This window comes from Actinomadura latina NBRC 106108, from assembly GCF_001552195.1.
Taxonomy (GTDB): Bacteria; Actinomycetota; Actinomycetes; order Streptosporangiales; family Streptosporangiaceae; genus Spirillospora; species Spirillospora latina.
Genome location: NZ_BCQS01000011.1, coordinates 154300 through 171584, shown reverse-complemented (window position 1 = coordinate 171584; position 17285 = coordinate 154300). Strand labels below are relative to the sequence as shown.

At 72.8% G+C, this 17285-nt stretch carries 19 protein-coding genes; 7 read left to right on the top strand and 12 right to left on the bottom strand.

Annotated features, from left to right (window positions below; all coding sequences use genetic code 11):
* Nucleotides 1–3: 3 nt before the first annotated feature.
* From cobC to AL2_RS16780, 5 genes are read right to left on the bottom strand one after another with little or no spacing between them, the layout of a single operon-like run.
* Nucleotides 4–1017, bottom strand: coding sequence for an Rv2231c family histidinol phosphate aminotransferase CobC (gene cobC / locus AL2_RS16800; protein WP_067634789.1), 1014 nt, complete (start codon nt 1015–1017; stop codon nt 4–6).
* Nucleotides 1014–1610 (bottom strand): precorrin-8X methylmutase, encoded by a 597-nt coding sequence (locus AL2_RS16795; RefSeq protein WP_067634788.1) that lies wholly within the window; start codon nt 1608–1610, stop codon nt 1014–1016. The genes cobC and AL2_RS16795 overlap by 4 nt, the downstream gene beginning before the upstream one ends.
* A 52-nt stretch (nt 1611–1662) precedes the next feature.
* Nucleotides 1663–2952, bottom strand: coding sequence for a bifunctional cobalt-precorrin-7 (C(5))-methyltransferase/cobalt-precorrin-6B (C(15))-methyltransferase (locus AL2_RS16790; RefSeq protein WP_067634787.1), 1290 nt, complete (start codon nt 2950–2952; stop codon nt 1663–1665).
* 31 nt (nt 2953–2983) lie between these two features.
* A complete protein-coding gene (locus AL2_RS16785) occupies nt 2984–3469 on the bottom strand; it encodes a hypothetical protein (RefSeq protein ID WP_067634786.1) in 486 nt (161 codons plus the stop codon).
* Nucleotides 3466–4101, bottom strand: coding sequence for a GNAT family N-acetyltransferase (locus AL2_RS16780; RefSeq protein WP_067634785.1), 636 nt, complete (start codon nt 4099–4101; stop codon nt 3466–3468). The genes AL2_RS16785 and AL2_RS16780 overlap by 4 nt, the downstream gene beginning before the upstream one ends.
* Before the next feature lie 60 nt (nt 4102–4161).
* On the opposite strand from AL2_RS16780, the gene AL2_RS16775 reads away from it, so the two are divergent.
* Entirely contained in the window at nt 4162–4758 is a 597-nt protein-coding gene (locus AL2_RS16775) for a TetR/AcrR family transcriptional regulator (protein WP_067634784.1), read from the top strand.
* A gap of 28 nt (nt 4759–4786) precedes the next feature.
* On the opposite strand, the gene AL2_RS16770 is transcribed toward AL2_RS16775, so the two are convergent.
* The gene (locus AL2_RS16770; RefSeq protein WP_067634783.1) at nt 4787–5419 is read right to left on the bottom strand and encodes an ATP-binding protein; all 633 of its coding nucleotides are present in this window, start codon (nt 5417–5419) and stop codon (nt 4787–4789) included.
* 191 nt (nt 5420–5610) lie between these two features.
* Between AL2_RS16770 and AL2_RS16765 the strand changes: the two genes are divergently transcribed.
* From AL2_RS16765 to AL2_RS16745, 5 genes are all read left to right on the top strand, one after another.
* Nucleotides 5611–6456 carry a helix-turn-helix domain-containing protein gene (locus tag AL2_RS16765; protein WP_067634782.1) on the top strand — a complete coding sequence of 282 codons (846 nt, stop codon included), beginning with the start codon at nt 5611–5613 and terminating at the stop codon, nt 6454–6456.
* Entirely contained in the window at nt 6453–6653 is a 201-nt protein-coding gene (locus tag AL2_RS16760) for a DUF397 domain-containing protein (RefSeq protein WP_067634781.1), read from the top strand. Before AL2_RS16765 ends, AL2_RS16760 begins: the two co-directional genes overlap by 4 nt.
* 117 nt (nt 6654–6770) lie before the next feature.
* Entirely contained in the window at nt 6771–7790 is a 1020-nt protein-coding gene (locus AL2_RS16755; RefSeq protein WP_067634780.1) for an LLM class F420-dependent oxidoreductase, read from the top strand.
* A gap of 123 nt (nt 7791–7913) precedes the next feature.
* A complete protein-coding gene (locus tag AL2_RS16750; protein WP_067634779.1) occupies nt 7914–9623 on the top strand; it encodes an acetolactate synthase large subunit in 1710 nt (569 codons plus the stop codon).
* Nucleotides 9624–9774: 151 nt separating this feature from the next.
* A complete protein-coding gene (locus AL2_RS16745; RefSeq protein ID WP_245666689.1) occupies nt 9775–10950 on the top strand; it encodes a cytochrome P450 in 1176 nt (391 codons plus the stop codon).
* Here the strand turns inward: AL2_RS16745 and AL2_RS16740 are convergent, their stop codons facing one another.
* The 6 genes from AL2_RS16740 to AL2_RS37510 form a co-directional block, all read right to left on the bottom strand.
* Nucleotides 10951–11751 (bottom strand): SAM-dependent methyltransferase, encoded by an 801-nt coding sequence (locus tag AL2_RS16740; RefSeq protein WP_067634777.1) that lies wholly within the window; start codon nt 11749–11751, stop codon nt 10951–10953.
* A 54-nt stretch (nt 11752–11805) separates the two neighbouring features.
* Nucleotides 11806–12597, bottom strand: coding sequence for a methyltransferase domain-containing protein (locus AL2_RS16735; RefSeq protein WP_067634963.1), 792 nt, complete (start codon nt 12595–12597; stop codon nt 11806–11808).
* A 138-nt stretch (nt 12598–12735) separates the two neighbouring features.
* Nucleotides 12736–12939 carry a hypothetical protein gene (locus AL2_RS16730; RefSeq protein ID WP_067634776.1) on the bottom strand — a complete coding sequence of 68 codons (204 nt, stop codon included), beginning with the start codon at nt 12937–12939 and terminating at the stop codon, nt 12736–12738.
* A gap of 175 nt (nt 12940–13114) precedes the next feature.
* Nucleotides 13115–15112 (bottom strand): FtsX-like permease family protein, encoded by a 1998-nt coding sequence (locus AL2_RS16725; protein WP_067634775.1) that lies wholly within the window; start codon nt 15110–15112, stop codon nt 13115–13117.
* Nucleotides 15112–15786 (bottom strand): ABC transporter ATP-binding protein, encoded by a 675-nt coding sequence (locus AL2_RS16720; RefSeq protein WP_067634774.1) that lies wholly within the window; start codon nt 15784–15786, stop codon nt 15112–15114. The genes AL2_RS16725 and AL2_RS16720 overlap by 1 nt, the downstream gene beginning before the upstream one ends.
* On the bottom strand, nt 15783–15953 hold the full coding sequence (locus AL2_RS37510) for a hypothetical protein (RefSeq protein WP_157438199.1): 171 nt from the start codon (nt 15951–15953) through the stop codon (nt 15783–15785). The genes AL2_RS16720 and AL2_RS37510 overlap by 4 nt, the downstream gene beginning before the upstream one ends.
* A gap of 119 nt (nt 15954–16072) precedes the next feature.
* On the opposite strand from AL2_RS37510, the gene AL2_RS16715 reads away from it, so the two are divergent.
* Nucleotides 16073–17260, top strand: a complete 1188-nt coding sequence (locus AL2_RS16715; RefSeq protein ID WP_067634962.1) for a sensor histidine kinase — start codon at nt 16073–16075, stop codon at nt 17258–17260.
* The last annotated feature ends 25 nt before the right edge of the window (nt 17261–17285 follow it).

Here is a 17285-nt window from a genome sequence, read left to right as displayed (position 1 = left end):
GGATCAGATTCCGAGCTCGCCGAGCACTTCCAGCAGCCGGTCGTTGGACGGACGGTCGCGCACGGCGATCCGCAGCCAGTCGGAGCCGAGCCCTGGGAAGGTGTCGCCGCGCCTTACGGCGTAACCACGCTGCCTCAGCAAGGCTCTGATGCCGAGGGCGTCGGGTACACACAGGCACAGGAACGATGCCCGCGCTTCGGGCACGACGTAGAGGCCACGTCCAGTCAACTCTGCGGCCAGCCGGTCCCGTTCTATGCCGATTTCCACGGCCCATGCCTCGGCCTCGGCGACGGCCTCCGGCGAGGAGCATGCTTCGACGGCGACGAGCGCGGGCGTGGACACCGCCCAGAGCGGCTGCGCTTCTGCGAGCCGTCCCACCAGATGGGGATCGGCCAGGATGTAGCCCGCGCGGAGCCCGGCGAGGCCCCAGGTCTTGGTGAGGGACCTGATGACCGCGATCCCGGTGGGCAGCCTGCTGGCGAGGGACTCGGGTTCGCCGGGGACGACGTCCATGAACGCCTCGTCCACGACGACCGTCCGGCCGGGCCTGGCGAGGGCCGCGACGGCCTCGGACGGGTGCAGCACCGAGGTGGGATTGGTCGGGTTGCCGACCACGACGAGGTCGGCGTCCTCCGGGACGAGCCCCGGGTCGAGCGTGAAGTCCTTGCTGAGGATCACCCGCTCCACCTCGTGCCCGGCGGCCCGCAGCGCGGCCTCCGGCTCGGTGAACTGCGGGTGCACCACCACCGCCCGGCGCGGCGCGAGGACCCGCGCGACCAGCACGAACGCCTCCGCGGCGCCGGCGGTCAGCAGCACCTCCTCGACGGACCTGCCGTGCCGGCGCGCGACCGCCCGGCGGGCCGGGCGCGGGTCGGGGTAGGCGGCGAGGTCGGCGACGGACGCCCGGATCCGCTCGGCCAGCCACTCCGGCGGCATGCCGGTCCGGACGTTGACGGCGAAGTCGGCGAGCCCGCCGCCGACCTCCGCGTCCCCGTGATGGCGCAGGTCGACGTTCATGGGCGGCCCGCCTCGTAGTAGAGGAGCGCGTTGACGGCCGCCGCCGCGACCGCGGAGCCGCCCTTCTCCGAGACGTTGCTGAGCTGCGGCAGCCCGCTGGCGCGCAGGGCCTCCTTGGCCTCGCGGGCGCCGACGAAGCCGACCGGCATGCCGACGACGAGGGCGGGGCTCACCCGGCGCTCGATGATCTCGAAGATCGCCTCGGGCGCGGAGCCGACCACCCAGACCGCGCCCGGCCCGACCTCGGAGTACGACAGCCGGACGGCCGCGGCGGACCGGGTGATGCCGGCGGCGCGCGCCATCCGGGCGGCGGCCGGGTCGGCGGCGTGGCAGACCGTCTCGCGGGCGCTGATGCCGGCGGCGACCATGCCCTCGTCGGTGACGATGGGCGCCCCGCCGCGCAGCGCGGCCCAGCCCCGGGTGAGGTGCTCCTCCCTGGTCAGCAGGTCCACCGCGTACTCCAGGTCGGCGGTGGCGTGGATCACCCGCTCGGCGACGGCGCGCCACAGCGGCGGCATCGGCGACAGGTCGACGCGGGACCGCAGGATCTCATACGACCGGACCTCGATCGGGTGGGGTTGACGGACGGTCAACTGCGCTCCTCCAGTGCTCCGGATCCTTGCCTCCGGACGGGTTACCAGGGTTTCACGCCTTGCGAGGGGATACGTCCGGGCCAGGAAGTACATCCGGCTCGCCGGGCGGCGCGGGGATCGTCTCGATTGGACGACTTGTCCGAGACGCCCGCTGTGCGGGGGTTCGAGCGTCCCGTTCGCCCCAGACGACGATCACCGGTTCCCCGGGCTGCTCGGGTGGGGTCAACCGGGTCGCCTGGAGCTGGACGGCGTCGGGGGTGAAGCCCTGCTCATCCAGGATGCCCAGTATGACCTGAGTGTCGGCGGGCGTCACGACGGCGACGATGCGGGCCGGCTTGAGCGCGGCGCAGACCCGGACGGCCTCCGGCCCGCCCTGCCCCAGGAACACCGCATCGGGCCTGGGCAGATGCTCCGCGGTCGACCGGACGTCCCCGGACGCCATCGCGACCTTGACCCCGTGCAGGCGCACGTTCTGCCGGACTCGCTCAGCGTGCGTGTAGTCGCGGTCGATGCTGACCACGGCCGCGCCGAAGCGCGCGCACTCGATGCCCACCGAGCCGTCGCCGGACTCCACGTCCCACACCATGTCGCCGATCCCGGGACCGAGCTTGGCCAGCACGAACGCCCGGACGTCCGGACGCAGGCCGGGGCCGTCGCCGAACGCGTCCGCGGGCAGCGCCCATCCGGCGGGAGCGCGCGGAGGCCCGGCGGCCCAGCCCGCTTCACCCAGCGCGTGACGGTTGTCCAGGACGAGCACCACATCAGGCTCGTTCCAAGGACGGGTGGTGGCCTCCGCCGGACGGACATACACGACCCGCTCCCTCGGCCCGCCCAAGTCCTCGCAGACCACGAACGAGCGCGGAGTGACGGGGAACAGCGCGCGCGCCAGTTCAGCAGGCCCCGCCCCAGGCCCGGTCAGGACCGCCACCTTCGGATGGGCGCGACACGCGTTCACGGCCCGCCGCAGATGCCCGTCCCTTGCGGAGACGACGAGAGCGTCCTCCCAGGGCAGCCCCGCCTGGGCGAAAGCCCGCGCCACCAGCGGCGCCGCAGGAACGGTCTCCGGCGCGTGCCCCTGCTCGAGCAGCTCCCGGACGATCCCGAAGTAACCGGGGTCGCCGTCCACGACGACCACGACGTCCTGCTCGGCGACATCGACGCCTTGCAGCGCCTCGACCAGCTCCGTGGCGGCGACCTGTCGCACGTCCGCCTGCCGCACGTCCGCCGGCAGGGAAAGGGCCTCCAGGAGCCGAGGCTCGACCATCACCAGCGCAGCGCCCTCCAGAGCCGCCCTGGCCGCCTCGGAAAGCGGCGAACCGTCGCAGCCGACGACCGTCAGCATCGCCCTGCCCCACCCTTTGCCTACCGTGCGGTCACCGGGACATCCGGCCGTACATGCCGATCATGCGGTCGCCGGGTGTGTCCAGCAGGACGACCTGGGCGGCGATGGGGCTCTGGGGGGCGCCGGCGGTCTCGGCGGCGAGGCGTTCCAGTTCACCGGCCGTCCGGCGGCACAGCTCCCGGCCGCACGGCCCGAGCTTGCCCGCCGCCTCCCACAGCGCGCGGGCGTCCTGGACGGTCGCCGCCCGCGACACCTCCCCGGCCAGCCCGACCCCGCAGTCCATGTCGAGCGTGATCGACTCCAGCAGGCCCGCCGCACCGCCCAGCACGACCGTCTGCTCCTCCATGCCCGCCACCAGAACGATCTGCGCGAGCCCGTCCTTGACCGCCTTCACGACCGCCTCGCGGACCGTCCCCGCCGGGACGAAGCTCGCGTCCGGCACCTTCGGCAGCATCCGGCGGGCGGCCTCACGCGCGCCCTCCCCGTACAGCACGAGCGTCCGATCCATGGCGGTCACTGGTTCCGTCCCTCCTCGTCGTCGGCGACGAGCCTCGCGGAGGCGCCGCCCGGATGCGGAAGCGGCGCGCCGGAAAGCGGCGGATCCGTCGCGATCCGGCTGAAGACGATCATGTCGCGGCTGGCGCCGTCCGCGTCGCGCTCGGCGCCGCGCGCGACGCCCTCGCGCAGGTAGCCGGCCTTCTCGGCGACGCGGACCGAGGCGTGGTTGGTGACCATCGCACGCAGTTCCACCCGGAACAGCCCGCAATCGTGCAGCGCCCAGTCGGAGACCAGGCGGAGCGCCTCGGTGGCGTAGCCGCGCCCGCGCGCGCCAGACCGCATTCCATACCCGACCTCGGACGTCAGATGCGACCAGTCCACCTTGAACAGCCCGATGGTGCCGATAAGGTCACCGGTGTAGCGCTCTGTCACCGCGAGATGGATGCCCAGGCCGAAATGCTGAACCTTGTGGACGCCCTCCTGCAGGAACCAGGCGATGGGCTCGGCCTCCAGGACCGTGGGGAAGTTGGGCGGCAGGAAGCCCTCGCCGGCGCGTATCACCTCGATCAGCGTGCCGGCGTCGTCCAGTCCGAACGGGCGCAGGACGAGCCGTTCGCCCACCAGGCGCACGGTCCCCTCGAAGGCGTTCACGCGCGCTCCCCTCACGCCGCCCGCACAGCGCGGGCCGCCCGCACAGAATAGGCTGTCGCGGTGAGCTACCAGCGCCTGTCCCCGGACGAACGGCGTGCCCAGATCCTGGACGTCGCCCGGCGGATGTTCACGGAGCTGCCGTACTCCGAGGTGTCCACGGCCGCGATCGCCCGCGAGACCGGCGTGCAGCGCGGCCTGATCCACTACTACTTCGGGACGAAGCGGGAGCTGTTCCTCAAGGTCGTCCACGGGCTGACGGCGTCCGCCGCGATGCAGGTCCCGCCGCCGGACGACCGGCTGACGCTGCCCGAGTCCGTCGAGCTGCTGGTCGACCTGTTCCTGGACACCGCCGACCAGAACGCCACGACCTGGTTCGCGGCGCTGGACGCCGAGGGCTTCGGGCAGGACCCGGAGCTCCTGCGGATCGTCAACCGGTTCAAGGACGAGGCGGTCAAGCACATGCTGGCCGTCCTGCGGGTACCGGAGCCGAGCGAGACGCTGCGGGCCGTCCTGCGCGTCTACACCGGGCTGGTGGACGCGGCGACGCGGCAGTGGCTGCAGGAGAAGACGCTCGACCGCGGGCAGGTGCACACACTGCTCGCCCGGTCGCTGCTGGCGCTGGTCAGCGACATCGGCCCGGCTCTGGAACAGGGCTAGCGCCCGGGGCCGCGGCGAGCGCCGGCGCTCAGGGCCGGGCGCCGGGGACGGCGAACCAGACGGCCTTGCCGCGGACGGGCGGGCCGAGCCGGGAGAGCGTGCGCCGCAGCCCCCAGGACCCGCCGGACAGCTCCCGGACGATGCTGAGCCCGCGCCCGCAGTCGCCGGACGTCCACGAGTAGCCGGGCAGCGCGGCGTCGGCGAACGCGTCGAAGACCGCGCAGCGGACCTCGCGGGCCGGCCCGTCGCCGCGGTAGAGCCACAGCTCGTGCGGGCCGTGCTCGCCCGCGTGCTGGTGGGCGTTGGTCGCCAGCTCGCTCACCATGAGCTGCGCGTCGGTGATCGCGTCCGGCGGCGCGCCGAGCGAGGCGAGCGCGTCGCGCAGGACGCGGCGGGCGTGGCCGGCGCAGCCGGGGCCGCCCGGCAGCGCCCACACCCATCCGGGCACGCCGTCGGCCTCGGGGAGGCCGGCGTCCCGTGCGGGCGGCACCTCCGCGCCGGACAGTACCTCCGCGCCGGACAGTACCTCCGCGCCGGACAGTACCTCCGCGCCGGACAGTACTTTCGCGTCGGACAGTACTTTCGCGTCGGACAGGGGGGCGGGGATGGTCAAGGCGTCGGACATGGTGTCCGCCGTGGTGTCGGCCGGCGTGCTCTTCACGGGTCCTCCCGCGGTCTACGTGCCCGGTCGCGACCGCCCACCCGTCACTGTGGGTCCTCAGACGGTCACGCATCCAAGACTCTCGTGAGATTCTCACGATCGCAACCGTCTTCGCGGAATTCCCCAGCCCTTCCTGCGGGGTTCGTCAATCTCGTTGTGACGCGCGTCAAGAGTCGCAAGACTCCACTCCCATGACCTACCGCCCCACCGTCCGTGGCCGCCGCCTAGCCCGGGAGCTCCGCAAACTGCGCGAGGAGCAGGGCCTGACCCTGCAGGAGGTGGCGGACCGGCTGGACTGGTCGCGAGCCACCGTCTCCCGCCTCGAGACCAGCCAGACCCGCCCGAAGCCCGGCGACATCGCCGACATCCTCGATCTCTACGGCGTCCCCAGCCCGGACCGCGACGCGCTCATCACCCTCGCCCGGCAGGCCGGCCAGCGCGGCTGGTGGACGGCCTACCAGGACGTCTTCGCCGGCAGCTACGTCGCGCTGGAGGACGAGGCGTCCCACATCCGCACCTGGGACCCCCAGCTCGTCCACGGGCTGCTGCAGACCGAGCCGTACTCCCGCGCCGTGATCACGGCGGGCCGGCTGCTGCCCGCCCAGGAGGACATCGAGCGGCGCATCGCCGCCCGGAAGATCAGGCAGGCGCTGCTGGACCGCACGGACGCGCCGCGGCTGCACGTCATCTTCGACGAGGCGGTGCTGCACCGCCCGATCGGCGGCGCGGACGTGATGCGCGGCCAACTGGAGGCCCTCGCGGACGCCGCGAGGAACCGCCCATCCGTAGCGATCCAGGTACTTCCATATACAGCAGCGGCGCATGCGGGCCTTGACGGACGTTTCACCATATTGTCGTATCCCGACCCCGCAGACCCCGATATCGCCTACGTAGAGGGCACCATGGGTGACGTTTACCTTGAGAGTGCAGAGGCAATAGCAAAACATAGGGACCGCTTCGATCGGATCGAGGCGGCCGCCCTGTCCCCCGAGGATTCCGCGCACCTCATCGCCGAGGCAGCAAGGAGCAGCCTGTGACCAACCTGCAGCGCGAACTCACCGGTGCCATATGGCGCAAGTCGTCCCGCAGCGGAAGCGGCGACCAGTGCGTCGAGGTGGCACCCCTGTCCAGCGACCTCCATGCGGTCCGCGACTCCAAGGACCCCGCCGGGCCGGCGCTGGTGCTGACGCCGTCCGCCTGGCAGGGCCTGCTGGACGCCATCAAGGAGAGTTAGCGGCGAGCGGGGGCCGCGGCGGACCACGCCGCGGCCCCCGGTCGTGCCCGGCCCGCCCCTTCCGGGAAACTAGAACGTGTTCTAGTATCGCCGTCGTCGACAACCGGAGGGTGCAACGTGACCGCGGAACTCAAGCTCGGCATCAACGTCGGCTACTGGCAGCGCGACCCCGACGACCAGACCGAGACGGTGCTGGCCGCCGAGCGCTGCGGCTACGACTCGGTGTTCACCGCCGAGGCGTACGGCTCGGACGCGTTCACCCCGCTGACCTGGTACGCCGCTCGCACGTCCCGGATCAAACTCGGCACCGCCGTCGTCCAGCTGTCGGCGCGCACCCCGGCGGCCACCGCCATGCACGCGCTCACCCTGGACGCGCTGTCCGGCGGGCGGGTGATCCTGGGGCTCGGCGCGTCCGGCCCCCAGGTCGTCGAGGGCTGGTACGGGCAGCCGTTCCCGAAGCCGCTCGCCCGCACCCGCGAGTACCTCGACATCGTCCGGCAGGTGTGGCGCCGCGAGGCCCCGGTGACCAGCGAGGGCCCGCACTACCCGCTCCCCTACCCCGGCGGGGCGGGCCTCGGCAAGCCGCTCAAGTCGATCGCCCACCCCGTCCGGCCCGACATCCCCGTCTACCTCGGCGCGGAGGGCCCGAAGAACGTCGCGCTGTCGACCGAGGTCGCGCAGGGCTGGCTGCCGCTGTTCGTCGACCCGGAGCAGATCGACCAGGTCTTCGGCGCATCGCTCGCGAACCGCCCGGACGGCTTCGAGATCGCCGCGACCGTCACCACGATCGTCACCGACGACCTCGCGTCCGCGCTGGAGTTCGCCAAGATCCCGCTCGCCTTCTACATCGGCGGGATGGGCGCCAAGGACCGCAACTTCCACCTCGACCTGATCGGCCGGCTCGGCTACGCGGAGCAGGCCGAGCGCGTCCAGGAGCTGTTCCTGTCCGGCCGCCGCGACGAAGCGATCAAGGCGGTCCCGGACGGGCTGGCCGACGCGATCTCCCTGCTCGGCCCGATCGGCCGGATCAAGGAGCGGCTCCAGCTGTGGCGCGACAGCCCCGTCACCACCCTGCTGATCGCCGGAGTGAGGGACGAACCGACCCTCCGCGCCATCAAGGATCTCGCCGACTCCTGAGAACCCCGCGGTTCATGGTCGGCCAACTGAGATCGACTCCACATCGCGGCGAGGAATCGGGGTACCGCTCCGGGTGCTGCACCAAAGGCACCCAGAGATACGCGACTGGAGATGGGACACACGATGTCCACGCAGCAAGACGCCGCCCGCCTGCTCGTCAGGACCCTTGAGGCGGAGGGCGTCGAGTACGTCTTCGGGATCCCGGGCGAGGAGAACATCCATTTCGTCCATGCCCTGAACGACTCCCCGATCCGCTACATCCTCGTCCGGCACGAGCAGGGCGCGGCGTTCATGGCCGAGATCTACGGCCGCCTCACCGGCCGCGCCGGCGTGGCGTCCGCGACGCTCGGCCCCGGCGCGATCAACCTGCAGCTCGGCGTCGCCGACGCCACCACCAACAGCACGCCCGTCGTCGCGATCTCCGCGCAGGTCGGCCTCGACCGCATCTACAAGGAGTCGCACCAGGTCATCGACCTCGTCTCGCTGTTCCGCCCGATCACCAAGTGGTCGGAGCTGGCGCCGCGCGCCGAGGCGCTGCCCGAGATGGTGCGCAAGGCGTTCAAGACCGCGCAGACCGAACGTCCCGGCGCCGTCTACCTGGCCATTCCGGAGGACGTCGAGTCGGCGAAGGTCTCCCCCGACCTCGCGCCGCTGCCGCTGAACATCGTCCGGACGCAGGAGCCGTCGCCGTCCCAGATCGCCCGCGCCGCCGACGTGCTCGCCCTCGCCCGGCGGCCGATCGTCCTCGCCGGGCACGGCGCGACCCGCGCGGGCGCGAGCGACGCGCTGATCTCCTTCTCCGAGCGGCTCGGCCTGCCGGTCGCGACCACGTTCAACGGCAAGGGCGTCTTCCCCGACGACCACCGCAACGCCCTCGGCGCCGTCGGCTTCATGCGGCACGACTACGTCAACTTCGGTTTCGACGAGGCGGACGTCCTGATCACCGTCGGGTACGAGCTGCAGGAGTTCGACCCCGTCAAGATCAACCCGGCGGCGGACAAGGAGATCATCCACATCCACCAGTTCCCCGCGGAGGTCGACGACCACTACCCGGTCGCGGTCGGCGTCCAGGGCGACATCTCGCGGACCCTGCAGGCGCTCGCGGGCTCCGTCCACCGCCGCTTCGACGTCGACGGAACCGACCGTCCTCCAGCCCCCACCCACCACCAATCAACGGACGAGCTCCGCCCGACGGGGCGCCGGATCCGCGAGATGCTGCGCGAGGAGCTCGCCGAGGGCGCCACCGAGGACGGGCATCCGCTCTCGCCTCGCCGCATCGTCGCCGACATCCGCGCCGCCATGGGGCGCAGCGACATCGTCCTCGCCGACACCGGCGCGGTGAAGATGTGGATGGCCCGCATGTATCCGACCTACGAGCCGAACACGCTGATCGTCTCCAACGGCCTGTCGTCCATGGGCTTCTCCGTGCCGGGCGCGATCGCCGCGAAGCTCGCGCGTCCCGACCGCGCCGTCCTCGCCGCGACGGGCGACGGCGCGTTCCTGATGAACAGCCAGGAACTGGAGACGGCCGTCCGCGAGAACATCCCGATCACCGTCCTGATCTGGGACGACTCCGCCTACGGCCTGATCGGGTGGAAGATGGACCTCGACCTCGGCGCGAGCTCCAACATCAGGTTCGGCAATCCCGACTTCGTGAAGTACGCGGAGAGCTTCGGCGCCCGCGGCTACCGCGTGGACAGCGCCGACGAGCTGCTCCCCACCCTCCGCAAGGCCCTGGCCGAGGACGCCGTCTCCGTCGTCACCGTCCCCGTCGACTACTCCCACAACCTGCGGCTGACCGACAAGCTGGGCGAACTGACCGACCCCTTCTAGCCGCGCGGTAAGTGGCCGCTTCCGGCCCCAGCCGATCTTGGTCTGTCATCGCGGGACCATCCGGGCGAAGCTGGGGACGGATCGTCGGCACGGCGGGGACCGGGCACGGCGGGACAGGGCAGGGACGCGGCAGGGAGGCCCGGCGGTGGGCGTGGAGTTCAATCCGTACGACTTCCATCAGGTCGACGCGGACCCGTACCCGGTGTACGCGCGGCTGCGGGACGAGGCGCCCGTCTACCGCAACGAGGAACTGGACTTCTGGGCCCTGTCGCGCCACGCCGACGTCGTGGCGGCCTTCCGCGACGCGGCCCGGTTCTCCAGCGCGAACGGGCCGCTGCTGGAGCGCCGCTCCTGGGGGCCGCAGGCGCAGGAGGCCCTGTCGTTCATCGCGATGGACCCGCCCCGGCATACGCGGATGCGCAGGCTGGTGTCGCGCGCGTTCACCCCCCGGCGGATCGCGGAGCTGGAGCCGCGCATCCGCGTGATCGCCCGGCAGCATGTCGAGGCGGCCCTGGAGCTCGGCGAGTTCGATCTCGTCACCGGGATCGCCGCACGCGTGCCCACCGACGTCATCGCCGAACTGGTAGGCGTCCCCGTCTCGGACCGCGCCGAGATCCGCCGCCTGGCGGACACCGCGCTGCACCGCGAACCGGGGACGCACGAGATCGGCCCGGAGGGCATCGCGGCCCTGCTGGAGCTGGTCGGGCACTTCGCGGAGATCGTCGCCGACCGGCGCCGCCGGCGGCGCGACGACCTCGCGTCCGCGCTGCTGGACGCCGCCGTGGACGAGGAGCCGCTGACCGACGACGAGATCATCGCGTTCCTGCACCTGCTGGCCGGCGCGGGCAACGAGACCACGACCAACCTCATCGGCAACGCCTGGTACTGGGCGTGGCGCCACCCCGCGCAGCGGGCCAAGGCGTTCGCGGGCCGGATCCCCGACTGGATCGAGGAGACGCTGCGCTACGACACCGCCGCCCCGCTCCAGCTGCGGACGCTCACCGAGGACATCGAACTGCACGGCGTCCCGCTGCCCGCCGGAGCCCGGATCGTCCTGCTCCCCGGCGCGGCCAACCGCGACCCGCGCGTCTTCGACCGCCCCGAGGAGTACGACCTCGACCGGGACACCTCCCAGATGGTCACGTTCGGCAGCGGCCCGCACTACTGCCTCGGCGCGTCCCTGGCCCGGCTGGAGGCGCGGGTCGTCCTGGAGGAGATGGTGGCCCGCCTCACCGGCTTCGACCTCGACCCGTCCGCGGCCCGCCGCCCGCACACGGCCTACGTCCGCGGCTTCACTTCACTCCCCATGACGGCCGGGGCGCGCTGATCAGGGCTTGCGGGCCACGGCCGCCAGCCACACGTCGCGCAGATCGTCCCGGATGAGGGACGGGCCCCGCGCCCGCCATTCCGAAATGCACACAATGCCCGGTTTGTGAATTTCCAGGCCGGTCAGGAAGCGGGCGATGTCGGCGCGGGTGCGGCAATGCATGGGGGCGTTGCTCCTCGCGAACACCTCCATGCCGGACTTGTTGTCGGACGGCCGCGACTCCCGCACGACTTCGTCCGTAATGTGAGAAATGGCCAGATAGCTTCCGGAGGGCAGCGCCTCGGCCAGAATCCCGAGTGACCGGAACGGGCCATCGGCGTCCGGGACGAAATGCAGAATACCGGTGACCAGAATGCCGAGCGGCGCGCTGAAATCGATCAGCCGCCGGGTGGCGGGGTGGGCGAGGATCCGCTCCGGGCGGCGCAGGTCCTCCTCGACCACAGCGACGGCCCCCGGATCGTCCGCCAGCAGCGCGCGGGCGTGCGCGCAGACGTTCGCGTCGTTGTCGACGTAGACCACGCGCGAGCCCGGCGCGTGCCGCTGGGCGATCTGGTGGACGTTGTCCATGGTGGGCAGGCCCGTGCCGATATCGAGGAACTGGCGTACGCCGTACCCGGCCATCAAGCGCACGGCCCGCCCGATGTACCGGCGGTGCTCCCGCGCGTACAGGGGCGAGAGCGGTTCCAGCTCGGTCAGCCGGTCGGCCGCCTCCCGGTCGGCGGCGAAATTGTCCTTGCCGCCGAGCATCGCGTCATAGATACGGGCGATGTTGGGTGCTGTCGTGTCGAAGGGCGATGGCACGGAATCTCCGCGGGCTAGGAAGGAACGCCACCTTAGCCATGGAATCGTCCCTCGTCAGGCGCGGCACAGGATTTCGCCGTGGGTCACCGAGTACCAGCCGTCTTCGGCGGCGGCCCACTCCTTCCAGCCCGCATAGATCTGCCGCAGTTCTTCGCGCGTCGCATGCCCGCCCGCCACGGCCTGGTCGGCGACGGATGATCTGATCAGGCGGCCGCCCCAGGACTCGCTCCACCATTCACGTTCCTCCGGGGTGGCGTAGCACCAGGCGGAGGCGGACGCGGCGACGTCGGTGAAGCCGGCGGCGCGGGCCCAGGAGACCAGGCGGCGGCCGGCGTCGGGCTCGCCGCCGTTGCCGCGGGCCACCCGGTAGTAGACCGGCAGCCAGGGGGCCATGGCGGGCGGCTCCGGATACCAGATCATGGTCCCGAAGTCGGCGTCGCGGGCGGCGACGATCCCGCCGGGCTTGGCGACGCGGCGCATCTCGCGCAGCGCCTGGACGGGGTCCGTGACGTGCTGCAGCACCTGGTGGGCGTGGACGACGTCGAAGGTGGCGTCGGGGAAGTCCAGGGCGTGGACGTCGGCGACGGCGAACTCGACGTTGTCCAGGGCGGCGGTGCTCTTGCGGGCCTCGTCCAGGACGGTCTCGGCGGAGTCGGCGGCGACGACCCGGCCCGGCGCGACGCGTCCGGCCAGGCCGGCGGTGATCGTGCCGGGGCCGCAGCCGACGTCCAGGACGGCGTGCCCCGGCCGCAGGTGCTCGATCAGGTAGGCGGCGGAGTTCTCGGCCGTCCGCCACTGGTGCGAACTCAGGACGGTCTCATGGTGGCCGTGGGTGTAGGCCGGCATCGGGATCACCTCTCTGCGTCGGTGATCCCACCGTACGACGGCTTCTCATACTTTGAGAACTATGTATCAATATATGAGACGCACGGGCATGAGAAAAGGGAATCGAGGCAGGACCCCGATCCCCTTCTCGCCGGTCTGTCAGGCTGCCACGGCGATGCGCCGGCGGGCGGGCCGCTGCCGCACGGGCAGGGCCTCGACCGGCGCCAGCGCGGGCGCGGTCTCGGCGTAGGCGTTCAGCGACGCGTGCGAAAGCCCGGTGAGCCACGGCTCCACGACGGTCCGCTCAGCGGGCCCGTCGAGCCGCGGGTGGGAGAGATGGAACGTGTCGGTCGCTGCGCTCATGCCAACACCCCTTCCTTTAACCCCGGTGGGCCGCTCCTGTGCGGGTGCCACCGGTTGTCACATACCCCAAGTACGTCATTACAAGCCACCAGGTTCGACGCCTGTTCCCAGGAGTCGCCCAAGTCACATGGACAACGCTAGGGGGCGCCTCTGACATTTTCGAATGTCCGTTCGACTAGTCGGGACGGGGTGCGGGGTCCGCGGTGACCGACCTGAGCAGCGGACGGCTGAGCGCGCTCGCCCCGAGAACGCCGCCGAAGCCGAGGACGACGAACGCGGCGAGCCCCGCCAGGCCGAAGAATCCGAAGCCCCGCGCGAACGGCAGGCCGAAGAGCAGCCCCGTGAGGAGCGAGCCGCCGCCCATGACGACGAGCGGTATCAGCGTCTCCTGCCTCCTGGCCCGGTCGAGGACGGACAGCGGAGCGCCGGCCAGCCGCAGCATCGCGTAGGTCTGCCGCCGGTCCAGGACGGCGGACGCGCCCGTGATGCCCGCACTGGTGACGGCGATCAGGAAGGAGACGGCGAGGACCGTGAGCGCACCGGTTCGCAGGTCCGTGACGAGCCTGCCGCCCATCACGTCGTCGTCCGCCGCGGTGGTGGCGACCTCGCCGGGGACGAGGCCGGTCAGCGCCGTGCGGGCGCGGTCGAGAGCGGCCGTCCCGCCGGAAACGGTGATCGTCACGATGCCGGTCGTGCCGGCGGGGTCGCCGGCGGCCGGTAGATCGTTCCTCGTCTCGACCTTTTCCACGGAGACACCGGCGTCCAAGCCGGCGAGGCGCCGCCTCGCCCGGTCGGCGACGGCCGCTGAGTTCGCGTACGGGACGCTCAGCCGCAGTTCGTCCGCGCGGCCGGACGTGGACGGCGACGCGTTCAGCAGGGCGAGGAAGCCGGCGACGAACCCGGTGAGCGCGATGCCGGCGACCGTCCGCCAGGCCGAGCGCGGATCGTCCACGAGGCGGCGTCCGGCCAGCAGCCGGGCCGGCCGGCGCGCGGCCGCGACGGTCAGGCGGCCGATCAGCGCCACCACCCACGGCCCGGCGAAGTTGATCGAGAGGAAGGCGAGCACCAGGAAGACCAGCAGGACGATCAGGCCCGTCCGGCCCATGTCGATCAGCCCGCCGCCGACCGCCGCGAACGCGATCACGACGGCGAGCAGCGCGGCGATCCGGACGGCCCGCAGGCCGGGCGGGGTCTCGCGGCGCGCGACGCCGAGCGGGCTGACGACGACCCGGCGCAGGCCCGCGACGGCGCTGCCGCCGACGAGGACGGGCACCGCGGCGAGGACGGCGGCAACCGCGGGGAAGCCCGGCCACAGGTCGGCGGCGAACCAGCCGCCGCCCGCGATCGTGATCCGGATGAGCATCGGGATCATCGCCGCGTACAGCAGCAGGCCCGCGACCGCGCCGGCGGCGGCCGTCAGCACCGCCTCCGCCGTGGTGATCGCGACGACCTGCCCCGGGGTCGCGCCGACCAGCCGGAGCGCGGCGAGCCGGCCGTCGCGGCGCGCCACGGTGAGGCGCGCCGCCGCGCCGCCGAACACCAGCAGCGGGATGGCCATCAGCACCGACGCCAGCCCGGCGAGCGCCAGGTAGATCCCCGCCGACCAGGACGCGCCGGTCTCGTACCGGGCGATGCGGGACGGCCCGCCGGTCGTCCCGAGGCGCTCGTCGCGGCCCCGGGGCGCGGTCATGACGGGATCGCCGGCGCCGCGCCCGACCACGGCGACGAGTTCGCCGGGGTGGACGAGGGCGGCCCGGCCCAGCGTGCCGGCGCGCGGCGGGAACCGCCGGGCGAGCCGGTCGGCGGGCAGGTCCTCCATGAGGCGGGCGAGCGCCGGCGACGTCCAGGTCTCGCCGGGCTTCGGGAAGCGCGGCATTCCCGGAGGTCTCGGGGCATCGCCGTTGAGCGCGGCCAACTCGACGACCGTGATCGGCCTGCCCTGCACGTAGTCGGTCGACATCGCCTCTATTGCCGCCGGGTTGGCGACCGGCGAACCTGGATGCCGCCACGCGTCGCCATGGGCGCGCTGCAGGAACGCGTGATCGGCGCCCACCGCGAACAGCAGCAGCCCGGTCGAGACGGCCACGGCGGCCAGGGTCAGGAGCGAGCCCAGCAGCGCACGCCGGCCGCCGCCGCGCAGCAGCCGCCAGGACAGCTCCACCGCCGTGCGCATCAGACCGTCCTCCGCAGGACGCGGCCGTCCCGGACCTCGGTGACCCGGTCGCACCAGGCCGCCACGGACGGGTCGTGCGTGACGACGACCAGCGAGGCGCCGTTGTGCCTAGTGGCGTCGGTGAGCAGCCGCATCGTCTCGTGGCCGGTCGCCTGGTCGAGCGCGCCGGTCGGCTCGTCCGCGAACACGACGGCGGGGCCGGTGACGAGCGCCCGGGCGATCGCGATCCGCTGCGCCTGGCCGCCGGACAGCTCGCCCGGACGCCGCTGCTCCAGCCCGTCCAGGCCGAGCGGCCGGAACCAGGTGCGCGCCGCCCGCACCGCCTCGCGGCGGGGCGTGCCGTTCAGCATCAGCGGCAGCGCGGCGTTCTCCACGGCGGGCAGCTCGGGGAGCAGCTGCCCGAACTGGAACACGAAGCCGAACCGGGTGCGGCGCAGCATGCTGCGGCGCCGTTCGCCGAGGGTGTCGATCCGCTGCCCGAGCAGGTGCGCCTCGCCCGCGTCCGGCTTCATGATCCCGGCGAGGCAGTGCAGCAGCGTCGACTTCCCCGAGCCGGACGGGCCCATGATCGCGACGGCCTCGGCGCGGCCCACGGCCAGGTCGACGCCGTCCAGCGCGACGGCCGCGCCGAACCGCTTCACCAGGCCGCGGCCGGTGAGGACCTCCTCCGTCACGCCGCCCGCCGCTCCTCGGCCGGGCGGAGCTCCACCACGTTGTCGGGCGCGCGGGAGCGGCGGCGGTCGCGCAGGGACTCGATGATCTCCATGGCCGGCATCACGAGGCCGCCGTAGACCACGAAGGCGGCGAACGCGGCGGCGAGGGGAACGTAGATCAGGTACATGCCTCCAGCCTGCGCCGCACGGCCGTCCCGCCACATCGGACGCGGGTCCGGTCCGGGCGGCGCGGGATCGGCCGAACGGTCGATCCGGCAGTCCGCCACTGGTCGTACGCTGCGTGAACGTGAGCGACCTAGGGGCACGGCTGGACCGCATCCACTCGGTGGGCGGCTGCGTGGTGCGCATCGCCTACGCGGGATTCGCCGGCCTGTACCTGCTGCTCTGCCTGGCCTACGCCCTCCACGACACGCCCGCCCTGTGGATGGTGGTCGTCGCGGCCGTCGCGAACGTCGCGGCGATCTCCGGGCGGCTCGTCCCGTGGGCCGTCGCGGCGGGGACGCTGTCGGCGTTCACGACCCTCTACCTCGGGACGGCGGTCCGGCCGGACTTCAGTACCCCGAGCGTGTTCGCGGAGATCGGCGGGCTGCTGATCGTCGTCGCGCGGGTCATGTGGAAGGCGCGCCGCGAGCAGCTCGTCCCGGCGGCGTTCCTGCTCGGCGCGGCGATCCTCGCGACGCCGCTGCGCTGGTCGGTGTTCACCGCGGCGCTGTTCACCGCGCCGCTCGGCGTCACCGTGTCGATCGCCCTCGGCACCGGCCTCTACCTGCGGGCGCTGGACGCGCGCCGGTCCCGGTCCCTCGCGGCGGCGCGCCGGGACGAGCGGCTGGAGCTGGCCCGCGACCTGCACGACTTCGTCGCCCACCATGTGACGGGCATCGTCGTCCAGGCGCAGGCGGCGCGGTTCGCGGCCCAGGCGGGAGCGGGGCAGTCGCCGGACGAGCTCGACGAGATGTTCGGCGGGATCGAGAAGGCCGGCACCGAGGCGCTGACCTCGATGCGCCGCATGGTCGGCCTGCTGCGGGACGCGCAGCACGTCAACGCCCCGGACGGCGAGGCCGTCGGCGACGGCGGCGCGACGACCCGTCCCGTCGGCGACCTCGCGCAGCTCCAGGATCTCGTCGCCGGGTTCACCCACCCGCCGGCGACGCTGACGCTCGCGCCCGACCTCGGCGCGCTCCCGCCCGAGGTGGCGGCGTCCGCGCACCGCGTCGTGCAGGAGGCGCTGACCAACATCCGCAAGCACGCCGCCGACGCCGCGACCGTCCGGGTCACGCTCGCGCGGGTCGGCCGCGACCTGGAGGTGGCGGTGCGGGACGACGGGCGGGGCCGCGGCCGGATGCTGCCGTCCGGCGGGTTCGGGCTGACCGGGCTGGCGGAGCGGGTCGGCGCGCTCGGCGGGCGGCTGCGCGCGGGCCCGCGCCCGGAGGGCGGCTGGGAGGTCGTCGCGCTGCTCCCGGGCGGGGAGCGGTGATCCCGAAATGCTGACAGAATCGGCC